The sequence below is a fragment of the Bradyrhizobium sp. BR 1433 genome, from assembly GCF_051547665.1.
In the GTDB taxonomy this organism is placed as follows: Bacteria; Pseudomonadota; Alphaproteobacteria; order Rhizobiales; family Xanthobacteraceae; genus Bradyrhizobium; species Bradyrhizobium australafricanum.
The window spans coordinates 6,565,132-6,585,178 of sequence record NZ_JBPUGG010000001.1 but is presented as its reverse complement, the minus strand read 5'-3'; the positions used below and the strand labels follow the sequence as shown (position 1 = coordinate 6,585,178).

At 65.4% G+C, this 20,047-nt stretch carries 15 protein-coding genes and 3 pseudogenes; 13 read left to right on the top strand and 5 right to left on the bottom strand.

Features of this window, described 5'->3' with window-relative positions; translation table 11 throughout:
* Positions 1-19 precede the first annotated feature (19 nt).
* Positions 20-1,000: a helix-turn-helix domain-containing protein gene (locus tag ACSKB9_RS31705; protein ID WP_438078028.1), complete on the bottom strand. Its 981-nt coding sequence runs from the start codon at positions 998-1,000 to the stop codon at positions 20-22.
* Positions 1,001-1,141: 141 nt separating this feature from the next.
* Here ACSKB9_RS31705 and ACSKB9_RS31700 point away from each other — a divergent pair, with 141 nt between their 5' ends.
* On the top strand, positions 1,142-1,867 hold the full coding sequence (locus tag ACSKB9_RS31700) for an alpha/beta hydrolase (protein ID WP_438078026.1): 726 nt from the start codon (positions 1,142-1,144) through the stop codon (positions 1,865-1,867).
* Positions 1,868-2,064: 197 nt separating this feature from the next.
* Here ACSKB9_RS31700 and ACSKB9_RS31695 read toward each other — a convergent pair whose 3' ends face one another.
* Both ACSKB9_RS31695 and ACSKB9_RS31690 read right to left on the bottom strand, forming a co-directional pair.
* Complete coding sequence (locus ACSKB9_RS31695; protein WP_438078024.1) at positions 2,065-3,558, bottom strand: flavin-containing monooxygenase; 1,494 nt, start codon at positions 3,556-3,558, stop codon at positions 2,065-2,067.
* 120 nt (positions 3,559-3,678) lie between these two features.
* Entirely contained in the window at positions 3,679-4,128 is a 450-nt protein-coding gene (locus ACSKB9_RS31690; protein ID WP_057019245.1) for a cupin domain-containing protein, read from the bottom strand.
* A gap of 263 nt (positions 4,129-4,391) precedes the next feature.
* Between ACSKB9_RS31690 and ACSKB9_RS31685 the strand changes: the two are divergent.
* The 5 genes and pseudogenes from ACSKB9_RS31685 (at position 4,392) to ACSKB9_RS31665 (ending at position 8,850) form a co-directional block, all read left to right on the top strand.
* Positions 4,392-5,419 (top strand): annotated as a pseudogene (locus ACSKB9_RS31685) (AraC family transcriptional regulator).
* A gap of 97 nt (positions 5,420-5,516) precedes the next feature.
* The gene (locus ACSKB9_RS31680) at positions 5,517-6,383 is read left to right on the top strand and encodes a S1C family serine protease (protein WP_253625652.1); all 867 of its coding nucleotides are present in this window, start codon (positions 5,517-5,519) and stop codon (positions 6,381-6,383) included.
* Entirely contained in the window at positions 6,380-6,754 is a 375-nt protein-coding gene (locus tag ACSKB9_RS31675) for a response regulator transcription factor (RefSeq protein WP_253607245.1), read from the top strand. Before ACSKB9_RS31680 ends, ACSKB9_RS31675 begins: the two co-directional genes overlap by 4 nt.
* A 314-nt stretch (positions 6,755-7,068) precedes the next feature.
* Positions 7,069-8,286, top strand: coding sequence for an IS4 family transposase (locus ACSKB9_RS31670; RefSeq protein ID WP_438071829.1), 1,218 nt, complete (start codon positions 7,069-7,071; stop codon positions 8,284-8,286).
* A gap of 351 nt (positions 8,287-8,637) precedes the next feature.
* Entirely contained in the window at positions 8,638-8,850 is a 213-nt protein-coding gene (locus ACSKB9_RS31665) for a hypothetical protein (RefSeq protein ID WP_168855778.1), read from the top strand.
* Positions 8,851-8,989: 139 nt separating this feature from the next.
* On the opposite strand, the gene ACSKB9_RS31660 is transcribed toward ACSKB9_RS31665, so the two are convergent.
* Positions 8,990-9,340: a hypothetical protein gene (locus ACSKB9_RS31660; protein ID WP_057019241.1), complete on the bottom strand. Its 351-nt coding sequence runs from the start codon at positions 9,338-9,340 to the stop codon at positions 8,990-8,992.
* Positions 9,341-9,508: 168 nt separating this feature from the next.
* On the bottom strand, positions 9,509-10,867 hold the full coding sequence (locus ACSKB9_RS31655) for a metallophosphoesterase family protein (RefSeq protein ID WP_438078022.1): 1,359 nt from the start codon (positions 10,865-10,867) through the stop codon (positions 9,509-9,511).
* A gap of 142 nt (positions 10,868-11,009) precedes the next feature.
* Between ACSKB9_RS31655 and ACSKB9_RS31650 the strand changes: the two genes are divergently transcribed.
* From ACSKB9_RS31650 to ACSKB9_RS31620, 7 genes and pseudogenes are all read left to right on the top strand, one after another.
* Positions 11,010-12,101 (top strand): mandelate racemase/muconate lactonizing enzyme family protein, encoded by a 1,092-nt coding sequence (locus ACSKB9_RS31650; RefSeq protein ID WP_438078020.1) that lies wholly within the window; start codon positions 11,010-11,012, stop codon positions 12,099-12,101.
* A 217-nt stretch (positions 12,102-12,318) separates the two neighbouring features.
* Positions 12,319-13,737 carry a M20 family metallopeptidase gene (locus tag ACSKB9_RS31645; RefSeq protein WP_438078018.1) on the top strand — a complete coding sequence of 473 codons (1,419 nt, stop codon included), beginning with the start codon at positions 12,319-12,321 and terminating at the stop codon, positions 13,735-13,737.
* Positions 13,738-14,184: 447 nt separating this feature from the next.
* Positions 14,185-15,976: pseudogene (locus tag ACSKB9_RS31640) on the top strand (peptide ABC transporter substrate-binding protein).
* 295 nt (positions 15,977-16,271) lie between these two features.
* Positions 16,272-17,216, top strand: a complete 945-nt coding sequence (locus ACSKB9_RS31635) for an ABC transporter permease (protein ID WP_438080488.1) — start codon at positions 16,272-16,274, stop codon at positions 17,214-17,216.
* A pseudogene (locus ACSKB9_RS31630) lies at positions 17,182-18,100 on the top strand (ABC transporter permease). Before ACSKB9_RS31635 ends, ACSKB9_RS31630 begins: the two are co-directional and overlap by 35 nt.
* Positions 18,097-19,077, top strand: a complete 981-nt coding sequence (locus tag ACSKB9_RS31625; RefSeq protein WP_438080486.1) for an ABC transporter ATP-binding protein — start codon at positions 18,097-18,099, stop codon at positions 19,075-19,077. The pseudogene ACSKB9_RS31630 and the gene ACSKB9_RS31625 overlap by 4 nt, the downstream one beginning before the upstream one ends.
* Complete coding sequence (locus ACSKB9_RS31620) at positions 19,074-20,042, top strand: ABC transporter ATP-binding protein (protein WP_057019236.1); 969 nt, start codon at positions 19,074-19,076, stop codon at positions 20,040-20,042. The genes ACSKB9_RS31625 and ACSKB9_RS31620 overlap by 4 nt, the downstream gene beginning before the upstream one ends.
* Positions 20,043-20,047: the final 5 nt, after the last annotated feature.

Sequence of the window (20,047 nt, the reverse complement as noted above, 5' to 3'; positions counted from 1 at the left end):
GCGATCTCCGAAGCGTTGGTCAGCCGCGGCGCCAGTCGCGCGGCGTGCAGCCGAAGCGGTGCCTGAAACGCCGCGTGAAATGCGACAGGTCGGAGAAGCCCCAGTCGAACGCGATGTCGCCGATCGCGCGCCCGGCGAGCGCGGGATCCCTCAGATCGCGCGCGGCGCCGTCGAGACGGCGGTCCATCACATGGCTGGCAAATGTGGTGCCGGCGCGCTCGAACAGTTTGTGGACATAGCGCTCGCTGATGCCGATCGCAGCCGCAATGGCGGCAACGCCGAGGCCGGGCTCGCGCAGCCTGCGGTCCACGGCACGGCGCAGCGCAAGCCACGTCGCATCGGCAAGGCTTGCGCTCTCCGCGACGCCTGCGCGACCACTGCGCGACAGGCTGAGCGCGACCAGATCGAGCAGCACGCCGAACAGCCGCGCGTTGTCCGCATCCGAAGCACGGAGCGCGGATGTGTTCAAGACCTGCGCCGTCTCGGTGATGAGATGGCCGACGAAGGGATCATCCGAAACCCGCGCCGGCGCGACCTCGGGCGCCGACGGCAGCCGTTCATCCAGCGCCTCGGCCGGCACCCAGAACGAGGCGACCTGCAGCGCCGTGCCGCGGTCGTGCAGCAGCGCGAAGCGCTGGCCGCTGTCGAAGATTCCGACCTGCCCCGGCGACAGGCTGATCTCGCGTCCCGCCTGCTGGATGCGGCAGCGGCCGGCGAGCTTCAGATTGAGGTAGTAGCAGCGCCGGCTGGACGCGGCGATGTCGGCAGCGGAGCGCCGCACGACATGCTCCGGGAAGCTGACCCGGTTGACCGCGCCATCACCGAGCCCAACGGTCTCGACGCGGGCGAGGAAGCCCGGCGTCGCCGGCGGCTCCGGCGTCAGGTTCATGAAGGCCTGGCAGATCGCCTCGCGGTAATACGCGAACTGCTCGCCGGGCCTGGTGTCCGCGGTATTCCAGCTCAGCCTGCGCGAGCGATCCGCGGCGGCGATTTGCTGCATCAGTTCACTCCGAGCCCAGTCCGGTTCGCTCACAGCCAAGCGCGTTCCGCGGGTCCAGGTCAATATCCATCGGGAAGCGGATGAAACTTGCGCGTATCCCGGGGTCGTCCGGACGCGGCAATCCAGACAGGGAGGTACAACATGTCGACCTATGTTCTCGTCCATGGCGCCTGGCATACCGGCGCCGAGTTTGAGCCGGTTGCGGCCGCCATCCGCAAGGCCGGCCATGTCGTCCACACCCCGACCATCAGGGGCAACCGGCCCGGCGACCGGAAGGACTCCGGGCTCGCCGAGGCGATCCAGTCGATCGTGGATTATCTCACCGAGCATGACCTCAAGGACATCGTCCTGGTCGGCCACAGCTATGGCGGCATGGTCATCACCGGCGTCGCCGACGCCGCCGCGAACCGCATCCGCCGCCTCGTCTACTGGAACGCCTTTGTCCCGAACAATGGCGAGTGCCTCAACGACATGGTGCCGCCGCACTATCGCGGCCTGTTCGATGCCATTCACGCCGAGCGCGGCGACGGCTCGGTGGTGCTGCCGTTCCCGATTTGGCGCGAGGCCTTCATCAACGACGCCGATCTCGAGACGGCGCAGCGCGCCTATGACAAGCTCAACCCGCATCCCCTGAAGACCTTCCAGGACAAGATCGCGCTGCGCACCAATCCTGCCGAGATGCCAATCGCAAAGTCCTACGTGAACTGCACCGAGGACACCGCGATGCCGCACAGCCTGCCCTGGCATCCGAGGTTGTCGGAGAAGCTCGGACTGTTCCGCTTGGTCCAGGTGCCGGGCAGCCACGAGTTGTGCTTCTCCAACCCCGAGCGGCTGGCGCAGGCCTTCCTCGACGCCGGCCGCGATTAGCGGCCTCCGTTTCACCTCGCCCCGCGTGCGGGGAGAGGTCGGAACGCATCATTAGATGCGTTCCGGGTGAGGGGGAGTCTCCACAAACGCAGCTATCACCGCAGATGCGGGGACGGCCCCTCACCCCAACCCTCTCCCCGTAAGAACGGGGAGAGGGAGCGCAGCGCCCTTGCTGCTCGCCCCAATCCCGCGATGCTCTACGCCACCGCTCTGTATGCTGGCGCAGTCGCGAGGAAGCGGGCATAGGCGTCCGCATCCGGCGGGGTGAACTTTTCGACGAGCGGGTTGCGGCGCGACGCCTTGGTGCCGATGTCCGCCAGCAGCTCGTCGAAATGCTTGAAGTGGTACGGCGCGACGCACAGCCCGCCATAGACGGCCGCTGCCGGACGCTCGACGCGCTTGAAGTTCAGCATCATCGCGATGTTGTCGTGCATCTCGGCCGCGCTCGGCTGCCGCGCCAGCTGGCCGTCGGCGTAGCGCACCAGCCAGTTCGCGGCGAGATCGGCGCACAGCACGGTGCAGAAGCTCGAATTGAAGCCGACAAAGCCCATGTCGGGCAGATCGGGATTGGCGATCAGCCGGTACAGCCGGTACTGCCCGTCGGGCTCGACCAGCTTGTTCTGATACTCCTCGGGCAGGAACGGCACGCCGAGCTTGTAGCCGATCGCGAGCACCGCGACGTCGGCCGCGACGCGCTGGCCGCCGCTCATCACGATGGTCTTGCCGTCGTAATGGTCGAAGGTGCCACGCACCGCCCTGATCCGGCCGTCGGCGACCATCGGATAGAAGCCGGGGGTTGCGATCGGCACCGAGCAGTTGACGCCATCCTCGATCCGCTCCTTCGGCACCATGCCGCATTGCTTCAGCTTGAGCTGCATCTTCAGCATGCTTTCGAGCCCGCGCCAGTTCGCCCACACGAACGGCTTTGCCACGACATGCGCAAGGCGCGCCATCGGCCCGATGCCCCAGCTGGCAAACATCTGCTCCTGCGCGCGGATGTAGAGGATGCGCTTGAAGTTGACGAGGCCCCCGACGAAATAGGGAATCCGCCAGACCGGCTCGCGAAACACGATGGTGACTTCGCTGGCGCCGGAATTGACCGCATTCACCGCGATGTCGGTCGCCGATTTGGAGCCGCCGAGCACCACCACCTTGCGGCCCTTGGCAAGCGTTGGATCGCCGTATTGCGATGAATGCAGAATCTGCCCGCCCTGCGCCTTGAAGCCGTCCTCGCCCGCCAGCGGCAAGGCCTGCGGCTCGTTGAATTGCCCGGTGCAGACCGCGACGAAGTCGAAATCCTCGTGGCCGGTGGCGCCGTCGGTCGAGCGCAGCGCCAGCGTCCAGCCCGGCCTGCCGTCAGTGCGGCGCGTCATGCCTTCGACCTTGGTGTCGAACCGCATCGCGCCGTCGAGCCCGTGGCTGCGGGCATAGTCGCGCAAGTAGGCATGGACCTGCGGACCCTTCGGCCATTCCGGATAGGACTCCGGCATCGCCTTGTCGGTGTAGCGATAGAGCTCCTTCGGGCTCTGGGTCTGCACGTCGGGATAGGAGCGCGCCGGCTCCCAAACGCCGCCGAGATCGCCGCTGCGCTCGATGATGGTCACCTTGTGGCCGCGACCGGCAAAGGCCTTGCCGGCAGCAAGGCCGGAAATGCCGGCGCCGATGACGCACACATGCTTCTGCTTGACCATGAAACCGCTCCGAATTGAAATGAACAGGTCCAATTTCGTTAAGCGCACGCCCTCGTCATCGCCGGAGTCCAGCTCCGGCGATTGCCGCCTCGTGTGCGTATTGTCTGTTTGACCGCCGGGCTAGTCGTTGGCTTCCGGCGGCAGGAAGTCCACCTCGTGCTCGGCGGAGATACGCACCACCTCGGCGGGGTCCTGCAGATTGTGCAGCTTCTCGAACAGCGCCTCGAGCTTCTGCATCGGCGACACCCAGAACAGCGCCCGCGCCGGCTTGTCCGACTTGTTGAAATAGCCGTGCGGGATGCCGCGCGGCATGCGCACGAGGTCGCCGGCCTTGGCCTGCACCCAGACGCCGTCGAGCTTGAGGTCGAGCACGCCTTCCTGCACCAGGATGAACTCGTCCTGGGTCGGGTGGATGTGGACCGGCACGAACTGGCCGGGATCGCTGTTGGTTTCGAACGCGAAGGTCGAGTCGGTGACCGCCTTCGGATAGTAGATTTGGCCCAGGATATTCCAGGTCTTGCCGCCGTAGCCGGTGCCGGTTCGGGTAATGCCTTTTTCGAGCGTGCCCATGTCAGCCTCTCCAGTTTTGATGCGCAGTGCCGGCACGGAGCCTGTCGCCGGCCGGTGAGGCTGTCTAGCCGATAAACGAATCCACACCCGGCACCTTCATGCTGCAATGCGGGAGCATTGCGCCGGCCGGCTGCTGCCCAATGCCGTCGCATCGTCCTGACCGCCGATCGGGCAGATTGCACGACGAAACGGCGTTCCCCTTTGCCGCGGGATGCTCTAGGCTGCCTGATGTTTTAGACCTCAAACAACTCCGGACGGCCGGCGTGACTGCTGTTGGCAACGAGGTTTCGGCAAGCGCAAATCCGGCAAGCACAAGGCTCAAGGATTTCGCACGCGTCGCGACGGCGCGCGTCGATGACGCGGCGGAAGCGATCGGCCGCATCTTCTGTCCGCACGATCTGACGCCGGTCGATCATTCCGCGAGCGATTTCTCCGCGCATCACAATTGCGCCGACTTCGACGGCTTCTCCGTCAACTATGTCGCCTATGGCGGATCGGTCGCGATCAATCCCGGCTGCCTCGACCGCTTCTTCCTGCTGCAGATGCCGCTGTCCGGCTCGGCCGCGGTGCGGACCGCCGCGCGCGAGCTCACCACCGGACCACGGCACACGGCCTCGCTGCTGTCGCCGACCATTCCGACCGAGATGACCTGGCGCGGCGACTGCGCTCAGCTGATCTTGCTGCTCGACCGCAAGCTGGTCGAGCATCGCGCCGCGGCGCTTGGCGGCGTGGCGGTGAGGCCGGTCGAGTTCGATCCGGCCGTCGCGCTGAGCGGGCCGCTCGGGCAGACGCTCTCGGCCAGGATCGAGCAGCTTGTCACGGCCGCCGAGCAGCTCGGGCCGCGCAAGGCTTTGTCGGCGGTCGCGGCGGCCGATTGGCGCGAGTCGTTCTCAACGTCCTGCTCAACGGGCAGCGGCACAGCCTGAGTTCGGCGATCGATGTCTTCAACGGCCGCACCGAGGCCCAGCCGGCCGCCTTGAAACGCGTGCGCGCCTATCTGGAGAGCCGGGCAACCGAGCCGCTGGACCTCGCCGAGCTCGCGGAGATCGCGGGCACCGGCATCCGCGCGCTGCAACTCGGCTTCCGCCGTCACTTCGGCACCACCGTGTCCGAGATGCTGCTCGACATCCGCCTCGCCCATCTCAACGCCCGCCTCAAGACGGCGCGGCCGGGCGAGCGCATCGTCGATATTGCATTCGACCTCGGCTTTACCCATCTGAGCCGGATGGCGAGCGCCTACCGCGCCAAGTTCGGCGAGAGCCCGAAGGCGACCCTGCAGCGGCTGAGCTGAGCGGCAGTTCCGGGCGGCCCGGCCACGCCCTGCCCATCCGGCCAGTATCGCCGTCAGCCGCGACATCCCAGATTGAGGGAAGCCAACGGAGTTTCCCATGACCGAACCGAATATCCTGTCATCGCTGTCATCTGCCCTTGCGGAGACCATTGCACGCGCTGCGCCCGCCATCGTCTCCGTGCATTCGCATCGCGCGCGCGCCTCCGGCTTTGTCTGGAAGGTAGGCCTCGTCGTCACCGCCGACGAAGCGCTGGCCGACGAGGGCGAGATCGAAATCCAGTTCGCCGACGGCAGCCGCAGGCCGGCGACCGTCGTCGGACGCGACCACACCACCGACGTCGCGCTGCTGCGCGTCGAAGGCGACGTTGCCCCCGTCAAGCTCTCGACCGAGAACCCCGCGCTGGGATCGCTCGCGGTGATCGTCGCCGCCGACCGCGGCGCGCCGACCGCGCGGCTCGGCATGGTCGCACTGTCCGGCCCGGCCTGGCGCAGCCTGCGCGGCGGCGAAATCGATGCACGGATCGAGCTCGACGTCCGGCTGCGGCACAGCCAGCAGGGTGGCCTCGCGCTGAACGCCGCGGGCGAGCCGTTCGGCATGGCCGTGCTCGGCCCGCGCCGCGTGCTGACGATCCCGGCTACGACCATCGAGCGGGTCGCAGGCCAGCTCGAGAAGAGCGGCCGCATCGCGCGCGGATATCTTGGCGTCGGATTGCAGCCGGTCCGGCTCGACGATGGCCTCGGCGCGATGGTGATGAACGTCGACAAGGCCGGCCCCTCAGCCGCCGCCGGCATCCGGCAAGGCGACGTGATCATTGCCGTGAATGGCGAGAAGCTGTCTGGCGTGCGCGCGCTGTCGCGCGGCCTCGGACCGCAGAGCGTCGGCACGGTGGTCGAGCTCACCGTGCATCGCGGCGGCGAACCGCTGAAGTTCAAGGTGACAGTCGGCGAGAGGCCCGAGACGTGAGCGGTGAGCCGGCCAACGACATCGTCATCGCGCTCGAGGTCGACGACGCCGTCCTCGCCGACCGGCTGGCGACCCTGCTCGGCAGCGTCGACGGCCTGCGGCTCGCAGCGCCGGGCGAACAGGCCACGGCGGCGGTCGTCGCACGCAACCGCGAGGCCGCGGGCGCCGGCAACTTCGAGCTGACGCCGCGCGAGCTCGACGTGCTGGCGCTGCTGGCGGAAGGCGCGTCCAACAAGATGATCGCACAGCGGCTCGGGATTTCCGTCCACACCGCCAAGTTTCATGTCGGCTCGCTGCTCGACAAGCTCGACGCCACCGGCCGCACCGACGCCGTCGCCCATGCCGCGCGGCGCGGGGTGATCAATTTGTGATGGGTGGGATGACTGTTGTAGTGACGCTGAGCTGAGATCTCCCGTCGTCCCTGCGAAAGCACTAGCGTCTCTACACGGTTTTGGGGCGCGACAGATTGACTCGGTGCAGCAAGAAGTGGCGTCTCTGCAGCATGTTGTATGATTCTCTCACTGGCGCTTTGATTCGAAGGAGCGCCAGCGATGCAGCCGGATTTGTCTTTGGGTGAGTTCGGGGACGTTCGTCTCGACAAAAGGGGGCGACGCTTCTCCGGGCTATGCTTTGCACGCGCAGCGTCTGCTTGCGCCAGATGGCCCGGGGCGATTGGGCTGCCAATATGGCGTTCTGGCGGTTTGTGAACAACCCCCAAGTCACGATCGATAAATTGATTGAGGGCTGGAGCGCGCAGACGCGGACTGCGGTCAGCGGGCGTCATGTGCTGGCGATCCAGGATACGAGCGAGGTCAAGTTCCAGACCCAGGCGGGACGGCGGCGCGGGCTGGGCAAAGTCGGCAAGGGCAATGCTCGCGGCGTGCTGTTGCATGCGATGATGGCGGTGGATGCCGACAGCGGGGTCTGTCTTGGCCTTACTGGCGGCAACGTTTGGACGCGCAAAGGCAAGGTAAAAATCCCGCATGAGCGGCGCGCCTTGGCCGACAAGGAGTCGGCGCGCTGGGTGACGGCCGCCGAGCAAGGCCGCGACGTCCTGGCAGATGCCCGCATGATCACCGTCGTCAACGACCGCGAGGGGGATTTCTTTGCTCACTGGGCGCTGACGCCAGCTGAGAATGTCCATCTTCTGTCGCGTGCCATGCACGACCATGCGCTGGTCGATGGCGACACACTTTATCAGGCGGTCGAGCGGAGCCGCTTCTGCGACAACGCGGTGATCGATCTGCCGCAGCGAATGGATCGGCGCGGCCGGCAGGCCCATCTCTCGATGCGCTTCGGAACCGTCGTGCTCAAGCGGCCGCAGAGGCCCGGCGTCACCGACTTGGCGGAGGGCATCAAACTCAGCTTCGTAGAAGTGGTCGAGTTGCATCCGCCGAGAGGTGCGGAGCCCATTCGCTGGCTGCTCCTGACCACTCATCCGGTCGCCACCGTTAAAGACGCCTGGCAGATCGTCTCCTGGTACCGCCAGCGCTGGATCATTGAGCAACTCTTTCGCTCGCTGAAGAGCCAGGGTTTGCGCATCGAGGATAGTCAGATCGAGAGCGCCGAAGGCCTGATCAAGCTCGTGGCGGTCGCCACCAGAGCGGCATGTATCGTCATTCAACTCGTTCAGGCCCGCAACAGTGGCGAAGAATTGCCAGCTGAATTTGTCTTCACCGCAGAAGAGATCGAGACGCTCAGGGCCATCAACAAAACCATGAAAGGTCGCACCGAGCTTCAGAAAAACCACCATCGCCCCAACACTCTTGCTTGGGCGGCATGGATCATCGCAAAACTCGGCGGATGGACCGGCTACGCCTCCCACCGTCCACCTGGACCAATCACCTTCCACACCGGAATGGCCCGCTTCCAAATCCTCGCAAATGGCCCGACAAACGTGTAGATGCACTAGTGCGAAAGCAGGGACCCGTACGCCGCGGCGGATGTTGCAGGCGGGGCTCGTCATTGTCGTCCTGGCGGAAGCCGGGACCTTAACCACCGCATTTGACGGTGAACGAGATCGTGGCCCTAGCGTCGCGCAACAGTGCGCACTTGGGGTAATGGGTCCTGGCCTTCGCCAGGACGACTGCGAATCTTTCGTGCGCACTCGTCTGCTTCACGCAGCCACTGCACAGCAACCCCAAATCAGCGATTTGGAAAATTCCGCCCTGCGGACACCCGACTCAGTATTCGACCGGATACAGACGCCTTCACGATCTGGCTATGCAATCTTCAGCCAACAAGAAGAAACGGCATGAAGAAGCTGATCGGTCGTCATCGGGACATTCAATACACACTCACCAACATCGAACCCGACCTCTGGGCCTGGTCGTTCGACATCAACGGCAAGACCAAGCAAGGCACCACGCGCGCGCGGCTCGACCTGCTGGCGCGGCGGCGCGTCTGCACGCTGATCGATCGCGAGTTGAAACGCGCGGAACGTACCAGGCCCAACGAGCCCGACTGATCGCTCTCCCCGGTGAAGGTCCATTGGACGGGCCGCGCCTATCAGAAATGAAAACTCCCGCAGCGCCGGCTGCGGGAGTTGTTGGCATCGGTGACCGCGGGGAGGTCCAACCACCGATACCGACATTCGCTGACCCTGGTCAGGCTGTTTTGGCGAACATCGTCAGCACGCCATCGGCGATGTTGATAGCGACGACCTGCGACGAAGTCAGGCCCTTGGCCTTGAGCGCGGAGACCGCCTGCGGTGTCGCGTCAATCGACTTCCGAAGCGACTGGATGTCGTCCTCCTTGGTCTTTGCCATCGCATCCTCGATCTTCGATCGCATCTCGGGCTTGAGGTCCTTGATGTCGACGACCTGTATGCTCCGGATGACAGTGGACTGATCAGATGATTGCGGCGGCGCATTGGGTTGCGTGCCTTGCGCTTGCACCAAGGCGGGCGTTCCGAGGACGAGCGCGGCAACAGTGACGAATGCTGTGAGATTGCGCATGGTCGATTCCTTTTCGAGGTCAGCAAGCGATAAAACCTACGCGCGAAGTTTGGCTGGCGTCTGATTTTTCCGTGGCCATTCATTGGAGCCAATGCGACCGCAATGCGGGCGTCGAAGCCCGCTCAGCCGCAGCGCCGACGTCCAGCGCGTCGGCCTGGGCGCGACGGACTACAATGCGATGGTGGAAATAGCGATCTCGAGCCGTGGTCCGGCATACCGCTTGTCATCCGGCCCACTCTCGCCGCACCCGATGTTCCAGACCGCCGGCCATGCGAACCGCTCGAGCCCCGTTGCCGATATCGCCGCGCACGACGTCCAGCGCGTGTCACCGCTGCGTCGCCACAGCACGCCGCCCGGTCCCATGTCCGGATAGAAGGCGATGTCGAGGTTGAAATCGCTGTTGGCACCGAGATCGGGACCGATCCAGTAATAGGGACTGCGTCCACGCTCGCGTCCAAGGATCAAGGTGAGCGTCTGATTCGGCCCGCGCAAGCCAAGCCAGAGCGGTGCGATCACGCCGGGCGCGGGCGTGCAGAGCAGCGTTTGTGGCGCGGCGGTTCCCGCGGCGGTGCGGCCCGCCAGTTTCAGCGCGATGACCGTCGCGGGCGCCAATGTCCCCGACAGCGGTGCCGGGCTGGTCCCGCGCGGCAGCGGCGACCACGCGGCCTGGTCCAGCGATGGCAGCGGCCATGCCAGCTGCTCGCGCGCCACACCTTCGGTATCGAGCACCTGATAGCGGAACCCATCCTGATCGAGCGCGGCCTGCACGCAATGCAGATACTCGACGCCTTCGGGCATCCGGTGCGCGGTGCCGGCGCCCGCCGTGCAGACCTGCAGCACACCGCGATGAACCTGGACGTCGAATGCGAGAATGTGGCTGCACAGATAGGCGGTGACATCGGCGCGGACGAGGATATCCCAGAAGCGCTCGCGGTATTCGTGGCCGATCTCGCGCTGATAGCTGCCGCTGTAGCCGTTGATGGGGTACACGGGATGATGGCCCAGCACCAGCTTGTGCCTGGCGTCCTTGTGCTGTGCGAGGACCGCTTGCAGCCAGTCGGTCTCGACATGCCCCTCGCCGCCGAGGCCACTCCACAGCGTGTGCACGAACACCATCACGAGATCGTCGCGGCGAACCCAGTAGGACAGCCCCTCCTGACCGGGCGGGCCGTTGCGCGGCAGCTGCAGCACCTCGCGGAACACCGCCTCGCTCATCTCGTCATAGGTGGTGTGGTTGCCGGTCGTGTGCCACAGCGGCACCGCGCGCCGGTCGAACCAGGACATCTCGACCTCGAACCAATGCCGCCATTGCGCGCGCAGCGCGTCGGCATCGGCGGTGAGGCCGATGATCTCGTCGCCGGGGAACAGAATGAATTCGGGCGCAGGATGCAGCCGGCGCACCACGTCGTTCACCGACGCGAAGGTGCGCTCATGCAGCGCGCCCGGAACGCCCGAGCAGGCATCGGCATAGATCACGAACTGGTGGCCCGAATTTCTCGGTAACAGAGACGGAATTGCATCATCCATGGTCGGACCACGTCCTCACATCATAGAGGAAGGCAGACTAATCGCTCAAGGCAGACATTCGCAGGCGCAAGGTTGCAGGCAGCCGGGGCTTTTGAGATCGTGTGTCACGCATTGCATTCGTCCCATGACAAGGAGTTCCGGCGTGGCCATCCTCAAGGACCTCAGCATCGGATTCTACAAGATCCCGCTTCCGGTGGTGCTGAGCGACAGCACGCATGGCGAGATCAAGGCGTTCGAGCTCGTCACGATCCGCGCCCGCGATGCCGACGGCGCCGAAGGCACCGGCTACACCTACACGGTCGGCCGCAATGGCGGCGCCATCGCCGATATCCTGAGCCGCGAAGTCGGCGAGATCGCGCGCGGGATGGAGGCCGACGACACCGAGCAGCTTTGGCACAAGGTGTGGTGGGCGCTGCATTATGGCGGCCGCGGCGGGCCGGCGGTGCTGGCGCTGTCCGCGCTCGACATCGCGTTGTGGGACCTCAAGGCGCGGCGGGCATCGCTGCCGCTGTGGCGGCTGCTCGGCGGCTTCGACCGTCGCGTGCCCTGCTATGCCGGCGGCATCGACCTCGATCTGCCACTGGATGGTTTGCTGAAGCAGACCGACGACAATCTGGCCAAGGGCTTTCGCGCCATCAAGATGAAGGTCGGCCGGCCGAGCCTTGCGTCCGACGTGGCGCGCGTGAAGGCGATGCGCGGCCATCTCGGCGACGAGTTTCCGCTGATGGCCGACGCCAACATGAAATGGACCGTCGAAGAAGCGATCCGCGCCGCGCGCGCCCTGCAACCCTTCGACCTGACCTGGATCGAGGAGCCGACGATTCCGGACGACGTCGCGGGACACGCTCGCATCGTGCAGGCCGGCGGCGTGCCGATCGCGGCCGGCGAGAACCTGCGCAGCCTGTGGGAGTTCAAGCCGTATATCGCCGGCGGCGCGCTGTCCTATGCCGAGCCCGACGTCACCAATTGCGGCGGCGTGACCAGCTTCATGAAGATCGCCCGGCTCGCCGAGGCCTTCAATATTCCCGTCACCAGCCATGGCGCGCATGACATCACCGTGCATCTGCTGGCGGCGTGCCCGAACCGGTCGTATCTCGAGGCGCACGGCTTCGGCCTCGACCGCTATATCGAGCACCCGCTGGTTCTGGAGCAGGGCATGGCGATCGCGCCGGATCGCCCGGGTCACGGCATCGCCTTCGACTGGAAAGGCCTGGAGCGGCTCAGCGCCGCCTGACGCAGAAACATTTCTGCACACCAAGACGTGACATTCGGAAAAGCAGGTCTGCCGGCGCGCGCTAGGCGGCGTCGCGACAAGCTGCTAGCGTTTCGCGCTTCAGATTGCCCAAAGCGCGATGAGATCATCGCGCTTTGGCTTGTCCTGAGCATGATCTTTTCGGAAAACCGCTTCACACTTTTCCGGATCATGCTCTAGCGTTAAGGGATCGGAGCAAATGGACAACCGTAGTGATGTTTGGCGCGGCGTCGACGCGATCAAGCCGCGTTTCATCGAATTGAGCGACCGGGTCTGGGCGATGCCCGAGGTCTGCTACACCGAGGCGCGCTCATCCGCCGAACATCTGGCCGAACTGCGCCATCAGGGTTTTCGCATCACCGAGAACGTCGCCGAGATCCCGACCGCGGTGATGGGCGAATGGGGCGAAGGCGGCCCGGTGATCGCCTTCCTCGGCGAATATGACGCCCTGCCCGGGCTCAGCCAGGAGGCCGGAATCGCCGAGCATCGCCCGATCGAAAGCGGCGGCCACGGCCATGGCTGCGGACATAATCTGCTCGGCTCCTCCGCGCTGCTCGCCGCGACCGCGGTGAAGGACTGGCTGGCCGCCAACAAGGTGCCGGGGCGCGTGCGCTATTACGGATGTCCCGCCGAGGAAGGCGGCGCGGCAAAGGCCTTCATGGTGCGCTGTGGCGCGTTCGAGGACGCCGACATCGCCATCACCTGGCATCCGCACAGTTTTTGGGAGGTGGCGGTGACGCCGTCGCTCGCCAATACCCGCGCCGATTTCACCTTCACCGGGCGCACCTCGCATGCGGCAGCCTCGCCGCATCTCGGCCGCAGCGCGCTCGATGCGGTGGAATTGATGAATGTCGGCGTCAACTACATGCGCGAGCACATGCCGAGCGACGCGCGGGTGCACTACGCGCTGCTCGACACCGGCGGCATCGCGCCCAACGTGGTGCAGGCCCATGCCCGGGTGCGCTATTCGATCCGCGCCCGCGACCTGCCCGGCATGAACGAACTGGTCGAGCGCGTGCACAAGATCGCGCAGGGCGCGGCGCTGATGACCGAGACCAAGGTGGATATGAAGATCATCTCCGCGGTCTCCAACATCCTGCCCAACACGCCGCTTGAACAGACGCTACACGGGATCATGGAAGAGCTCGGCCCGCCGCATTTCGACGATGCAGACAAGGATTTCGCCGGCAAGATCCGCGCGACCCTGACCGACAAGGACATCGCTTCGGTCTATTACGCGATCGGCATGGAACCGACCGACCGGCCGCTCGCCGATTTCCTGGTGCCGATCGACGCCAAGCGCAATCCGCTGATCGGCTCGACCGACGTCGGCGACGTCAGCTGGGTGGTGCCGACCGTGCAGGTCCATGCACCGACGGTTGCAATCGGCACGCCGTTCCACACCTGGCAGGTTGTGGCGCAGGGCAAGACGCCGGCCGCGCACAAGGCGATGGTGCAGGCCGCCAAGGCGATGGCAGGCCTCGGCGTCAAGGCGCTGATGGAGCCGGAGCTGATCGCGGCCGCCAAGGCCGACCTCAAGAAGCGGACCACAAGAACGCCCTATGTCAGTCCGCTGCCGGCGAATGTTGCACCGCCGTTGGACATGTCGATCGCCTGAGAACCGCGTGTGCGGGCCGGACCTGCTCTCCGGGATCAAGCAATCGCATATCCCCATCGTCATGGCCGGGCTTGTCCCGGCCAACCACGACTTTCTCACGCGAAAACGGAGACGTGGATGCCCGGCAGAAGGCCGGGCATGACGAGTTTGTGGACGGATCGCTTCAAACGCGAACTCCGGCCTGCGTGGCAAAAAAGCATCTCGGAACAAAGGATAACGAACAAATTTTCCGCACTGCGAGGCGCGCAAGGGCGCGCTTTTGGCGCCGATCTGCTGAACCGGTGTGCGGCAAGGGGAGGTTCTGCACAAGCGATAGCCAAAAGACCTAGGCGCTGAAGGGCGGGAGGCGTTGACCTTCGCGGTCATTCGGTGTGCCATCCTGCCGCCAACACGGCGGCCGGTTCCACGGCCCGCCGCAATAACCAATTGAGCCGGACCGAGGGGACAATGTTCGACAGGAATCTGCGTGGCATGATCGACGACGTGAAGGACGGGCGGATGGATCGCCGCGCCTTCGTCAAGCGAATGATTGCCGTCGGCCTCACCGCGCCGATGGCCAACCAGATCCTTGCGATCGGCGGCGTCGCGATGGCGCAGAGCCCGAATCCCTACAAGCCGAACAAGCGCGGCGGCGGCGGTCCGCTGAAGCTGTTGTGGTGGCAGGGCCCCACCCTGCTCAATCCGCACTTCGCCACCGGCACCAAGGACCAGGACGGCTCGCGGCTGTTCTACGAACCGCTGGCAAGCTGGGACGTCGACGGCCATCTCAACCCGATCCTCGCCGCCGAAATCCCCTCGATCCAGAACGGCGGGCTTTCCAAAGACGCCAAGTCGGTGGTCTGGAAACTCAAGCCCGGCGTCAAATGGCATGACGGCAAACCCTTCACCGCCGACGACGTCGTGTTCAACTGGGAATATGCCACCGACCCCGCGACCGCAGCCGTCTCGAGCGGCACCTATTCCGGCATGACCGTGGAGAAGGTCGACGACCTCACGGTCCGCATCAAGTTCAAGGATCCGACGCCGTTCTGGGCCAACGCGTTCGTCGGCGCCTATGGCTGCATCATCCCGAAACATCTCTTCGCGGAGTACAAGGGCAGCAAGTTCGCGCGAGGCGCCGAACAATCTGAAGCCGGTCGGCACCAGCCCCTACAAGTTCGTCGAGTTCAAGCCGGGCGATCTGGTGCGCGGCGAGATCAACCCCGATTACCACATGCCGAACCGGCCCTATTTCGACACGATCGAGATGAAGGGCGGCGGCGATGCGGTGTCGGCGGCGCGCGCGGTGATCCAGACCGGCGAATATGACTTCGCCTGGAACATCCAGGTCGAGGACGAGGTGCTGCTGCGGCTGGAAAAGGGCGGCAAGGGCAAGACGCTCTATGCCGTCGGCGGCGACATCGAATTCATCGCCATCAACTTCACCGACCCGAACACCGAGGTCGACGGCGAACGCTCGTCGATCAAGACCAAGCATCCGATCCTGTCGGATCCGGCGGTGCGCAAGGCGCTGGCTCTGCTGGTCGACCGCGACTCCGTGAAGAAGGTGATCTACGGCCGCGCCGGCCGCGCCACCGCCAATTATCTCAACGGCCCCGAGGAGTTCGTTTCCAAGAACACCAGATGGGAGTTCTCGGTCGAGAAGGCGAGCGCGCTGCTCGAACAGGCCGGCTGGAAGGTCGGCTCCGACGGCATCCGCGAGAAGGACGGCAAGAAGCTGAAGCTGCTGTACCAGACCTCGATCAACGGCCCGCGGCAGAAGACCCAGGCGATCGTCAAGCAGGCCTGCCAGAAGGCCGGCATCGACGTCGAGCTGAAGTCGGTGGTGGCCTCGGTGTTCTTCTCCTCCGACGTCGCGAACCCCGACACCTATTCCAAGTTCTACGCCGACATCGAGATGTTCCAGATCCCGATGACACAACCCGACCCGGGCCTGCACATGCGCCGCTATCTGTCGCGCAATGTCGCGACCAAGGAGAACAAGTGGCAAGGGCAGAACTTCCCGCGCTGGGTCAACAAGGATTTCGACGCCGCGATCGAGGCGGCCGATACCGAGACCGATCCGATCAAGCGGGCCGAGCTCTACATCAAGTGCAACGATCTGATGTGGCAGGACACGGTGGTGATCCCGGTGATGCACCGCCTCGCGGTGGAAGCCTGCTCCAACACGGTGCGGCCCGCGCTCTCCGGCTGGGCCAACCAGACCGACAATCTGCAAGACTGGTATCGTGAAACCTGAGACACGGGGACAGGTTCGGAGTTTGAGTAGGTGCATCTTCTCCCTCTCCCCGTTCTTACGGGGTCGAGACGAGCGGAGCTCGCTCTTGGAGGGTTGGGGTGAGGGGCTTTCGCAGCAAACACCGTGAAAGATGAGTTCGTGGAGACTCCCCCTCACCCCGGAATTCAAGCCGTGCTTGAATTCCGACCTCTCCCCCGCACGCGGGGCGAGGTGAAGCTCGCCTTTCGACTGGAAGCAAGATCAACGTGCTCAAGGTGCGAGCGTTAGTTAGATGATCTCTCGATGAGTTCAATATATCCTGCGTCGCCTGATGATCGCGATCCCGAGCCTGCTCGGGATCTCGCTCGTGCTGTTCGTCGTGCTGGCGCTCGCGCCGGGCGATCCGTTCAGCGAGCTCGCGACCAATCCGAACGTGCCGCCCGAGGTGCAGGCCGCGCTGCGCGCCAAGTTCGGCCTCGACGACCCGATCTATCTTCGCTACCTGCACTGGCTCGCGGCGATGGCGCAGGGCGACTGGGGCTTCTCCTTTGTCAGCCGGATCAATGTCGACACGCTGATCCTGCAGCGGCTGCCGACCACGCTCTACGTGATCGGCTCGGCGCAGCTACTGGCGCTGCTGATCGCGATCCCGGTCGGCGTCTATGCCGCCACCCGGCCCTATTCGATCTTCGACCAGCTCGCCAACACCTTCGCCTTCATCGGCTTCTCGCTGCCGACCTTCTTCACCGGCATCCTGTTCATCCTGGTGTTCTCGGTGAAGCTGGACTGGCTGCCCTTCGTCTACACCGACGTACCGGGCAGCGGCATTCCCTGGCTGCTGGAGATGATCCGGCAGGCGATCATGCCGGTGATGGTGCTCGGCCTCTTCCAGGCGGCGTCGATGACCCGCTTCGTGCGCTCGGCAATGCTCGACGTGATCCGGCTCGACGATGTCACCACGGCCCGCGCCAAGGGACTCGGGCAGGCCAAGGTGATCGTCAAGCACGTGATGCGCAACGCGATGATCCCGGTCGTCACGCTGATTGCGCTGCAAATGCCTGCCGTGTTCGGCGGCGCCATCGTCACCGAGCAGATCTTCCGGATTCCCGGCATCGGCTCGCTCCTGATCTCCTCCATCCTCGCCAATGACACGCCGGTCGTGATGGCCGTGACCTTCGTCTTCGCGTGTCTCGTGGTGCTGTTCAACCTGATCGCAGATGTCCTCTATGGCTGGCTTGACCCTCGCATCTCCTTCCGCTGAGCGGCGCGGCTATTCGCCCTGGCGCGAAACCTGGCGGCGCTACCGCCGGCACCGGCCCGCCGTGGTCAGCGCCGTGCTGCTGCTGCTGCTGATCGCAGCCGTCGTGATCGGCCCGTTCGTCTGGCGCGTCTCGATCAGCGACATGGACGTCGTGGCCGGCCTGCAGGGGCCGTCGCTGGCGCATCCGTTCGGCACCGACGATCTCGGCCAGGACCTGCTCGCCCGCATGATCTATGGCGGGCGCATCTCGCTCGCGGTCGGCCTCGCCGCGATGCTGGTCTCGGTGTTCGTCGGCACGCTGATCGGCGCGCTCGCCGGCATGTCGCGCGGCACGCTCGGCTACGCGCTGATGTGGCTGACCGATCTGTTCCTGTCGCTGCCGCAACTGCCGCTGCTGTTGATGCTGATCTATCTGTTCCGCGACGGGCTGAAGGCGATGTTCGGCCCGGAGGGCGGCATCTTCATCCTGATCGTGCTGGTGATCGGCGGCTTGCGCTGGATGCCGGTCGCGCGCCTGGTGCGCGCCCAGTTCCTGTCGCTGCGCGAGAAGGAATTCGTCGAGGCGGCGCGCGCGCTCGGCGCGAGCCCGGTGCGCCAGGTGGTACGCCACATCCTGCCCAACGCGCTGGGACCCGTGATCATCGCCGGCACGATCGACGTCGCCGCCGCGATCATCGCGGAATTCGACGCTGTCTTTCCTCGGCCTCGGCTTCCCGCCGGACACCCCGACCTGGGGCCGCATCCTCTATGACGCCAAGGACTTTCTCGACATCGGCCCGCATTGGGCGCTGTTTCCGGGCGGCGCGATCTTCATCGCGGTGGTCGCCATCAACTTCATCGGCGACGGGCTGCGCGACGCGCTCGACGCGCGCAAGGTGATCTGATGGCGCTGCTCGACATCAAGGGCCTGAAAACCCATTTCACCACCGACGACGGCATCCTGCAGGCGGTTGACGGTGTCGACATCAGCATCAACCGCGGCGAGACGCTGTGCGTGGTCGGTGAATCCGGCTGCGGCAAGACCGTCACCGCGATGTCGATCCTGAAGCTGATCGCCATGCCGCCGGGCAAGATCGTCGAAGGCGAGATCATCTTCGAGGGTCGCGACCTGGTGCCGCTGACCAGCCACCAGCTCGACGACATCAGGGCCAAGGAGATCGGCTTCATCTTCCAGGAGCCGATGACCTCGCTCAATCCGGTGCTGACCATCGGCGAGCAGATCGCCGAGAGCCTGCGCCGCCACGAGGCGGTGACCAAGAAGCAGGCGCTCGAGCGCACCATCGAGATGCTGAAGCTGGTGCAGATCCCCAACGCCGCGGGCCGCGTGCATCATTATCCGCACCAGTTCTCCGGCGGCATGCGCCAGCGCGTGATGATCGCGATGGCGCTGGCGTGCCGTCCCAAGCTCGTGATCGCGGACGAGCCGACCACCGCGCTCGACGTCACCATCCAGGCGCAGATCCTCGACCTGTTGCAGGACATGAAGGAACGCTTCGGCATGGCGGTGATGCTGATCACGCACGCGATGGGCGTGGTCGCCGAGACCGCGCAGCGCGTTGTCGTGATGTACGCCGGCAAGGTGGTGGAGGAGGCGCCGGTCAACGAACTGTTCGGCAATCCCGGCCATCCCTACACCCAGGGCCTGATCCGCTCGATCCCGCGCATCGATCTCGACGCCGCGCACAAGACGCGGCTGGAGGCGATCGGCGGCTCGGTGCCGATCCTGATCAACCCGCCGCCCGGCTGCCGCTTTGCCGCCCGCTGCAAATACGCCATGAGCATCTGCACCGAAAAGGAGCCGCGGCTGCGCGAGATCGCACCCGGCCACCGCATGGCCTGCCACCTCGGAGACGCATCATGAGCGAGCCGCTGCTGCGCGTTTCCAATCTGAAGAAGCACTTTCCGGTGCTGGGCGGCCTGCTCTCGCGCGAGGTCGGCCAGGTCTATGCGGTCGACGGCGTGTCGTTCTCGGTCAATCGCGGCGAGACGCTCGGCCTCGTCGGCGAATCCGGCTGCGGCAAGTCGACCACCGGCCGCTGCGTGCTGCGGCTGATCGAGCCGACCTCGGGCGAAGTCGTGTTCGACGGCCGGAGCGTCACCGGCCTCGGCGGCGGCGATCTGCGCGCCATGCGGCGCAACATGCAGCTCGTATTCCAGGACCCGTTCGCCTCGCTCAATCCGCGCATGACCGTCGGCGCGATCCTCGGCGAGCCCTTCATCATCCATAACCTCGTGAGCTCGGCCAGCGAGCGCGAGGATCGCGTCGCGAGCCTCCTGGTCAAGGTCGGGCTGAAGGCCGAGCACATGCGGCGCTACCCGCACGAATTCTCCGGCGGCCAGCGCCAGCGCATCGCGATCGCCCGCGCGCTGACGCTGGAGCCGAAGCTGATCGTGTGTGACGAGCCGGTCTCGGCGCTCGACGTCTCGATCCAGGCCCAGGTCATCAACCTGCTTGAGGATCTGCAGGCCGAGCTGAACCTCACCTATCTGTTCGTCGCCCACGATCTCTCTGTCGTGGAGCACATCTCCGACCGCGTCGCGGTGATGTATCTCGGCCGCATCGTCGAGCTGGCCAAGGCCAGCGATCTCTACCGCAACCCGCAGCACCCCTACACCAAGGCATTGCTCTCGGCGGTGCCGGTGCCGGATCCCAAGGCGAAGCGCGACCGCATCCGCCTGAAGGGCGACGTGCCGAGCCCGATGAATCCGCCCAAGGGCTGCCACTTCCACACGAGATGTCCAATCGCCGAGGAGCGCTGCCGGCAGAGCGCGCCGGAGTTGCTGGAAGGCAGGAACGGGCATTCCGTGGCGTGCCATCTGGCGTAGGTCGC

Coding starts and splice junctions, on each gene's coding strand:
- ACSKB9_RS31705 (WP_438078028.1), bottom strand. CDS start 1,000: ATGCAGCAAATCGCCGCCGCGGATCGCTCGCGCAGGCTGAGCTGGAAT.
- ACSKB9_RS31700 (WP_438078026.1), top strand. CDS start 1,142: ATGTCGACCTATGTTCTCGTCCATGGCGCCTGGCATACCGGCGCCGAG.
- ACSKB9_RS31695 (WP_438078024.1), bottom strand. CDS start 3,558: ATGGTCAAGCAGAAGCATGTGTGCGTCATCGGCGCCGGCATTTCCGGC.
- ACSKB9_RS31690 (WP_057019245.1), bottom strand. CDS start 4,128: ATGGGCACGCTCGAAAAAGGCATTACCCGAACCGGCACCGGCTACGGC.
- ACSKB9_RS31680 (WP_253625652.1), top strand. CDS start 5,517: ATGACCGAACCGAATATCCTGTCATCGCTGTCATCTGCCCTTGCGGAG.
- ACSKB9_RS31670 (WP_438071829.1), top strand. CDS start 7,069: ATGGCGTTCTGGCGGTTTGTGAACAACCCCCAAGTCACGATCGATAAA.
- ACSKB9_RS31665 (WP_168855778.1), top strand. CDS start 8,638: ATGAAGAAGCTGATCGGTCGTCATCGGGACATTCAATACACACTCACC.
- ACSKB9_RS31660 (WP_057019241.1), bottom strand. CDS start 9,340: ATGCGCAATCTCACAGCATTCGTCACTGTTGCCGCGCTCGTCCTCGGA.
- ACSKB9_RS31655 (WP_438078022.1), bottom strand. CDS start 10,867: ATGGATGATGCAATTCCGTCTCTGTTACCGAGAAATTCGGGCCACCAG.
- ACSKB9_RS31645 (WP_438078018.1), top strand. CDS start 12,319: ATGGACAACCGTAGTGATGTTTGGCGCGGCGTCGACGCGATCAAGCCG.
- ACSKB9_RS31620 (WP_057019236.1), top strand. CDS start 19,074: ATGAGCGAGCCGCTGCTGCGCGTTTCCAATCTGAAGAAGCACTTTCCG.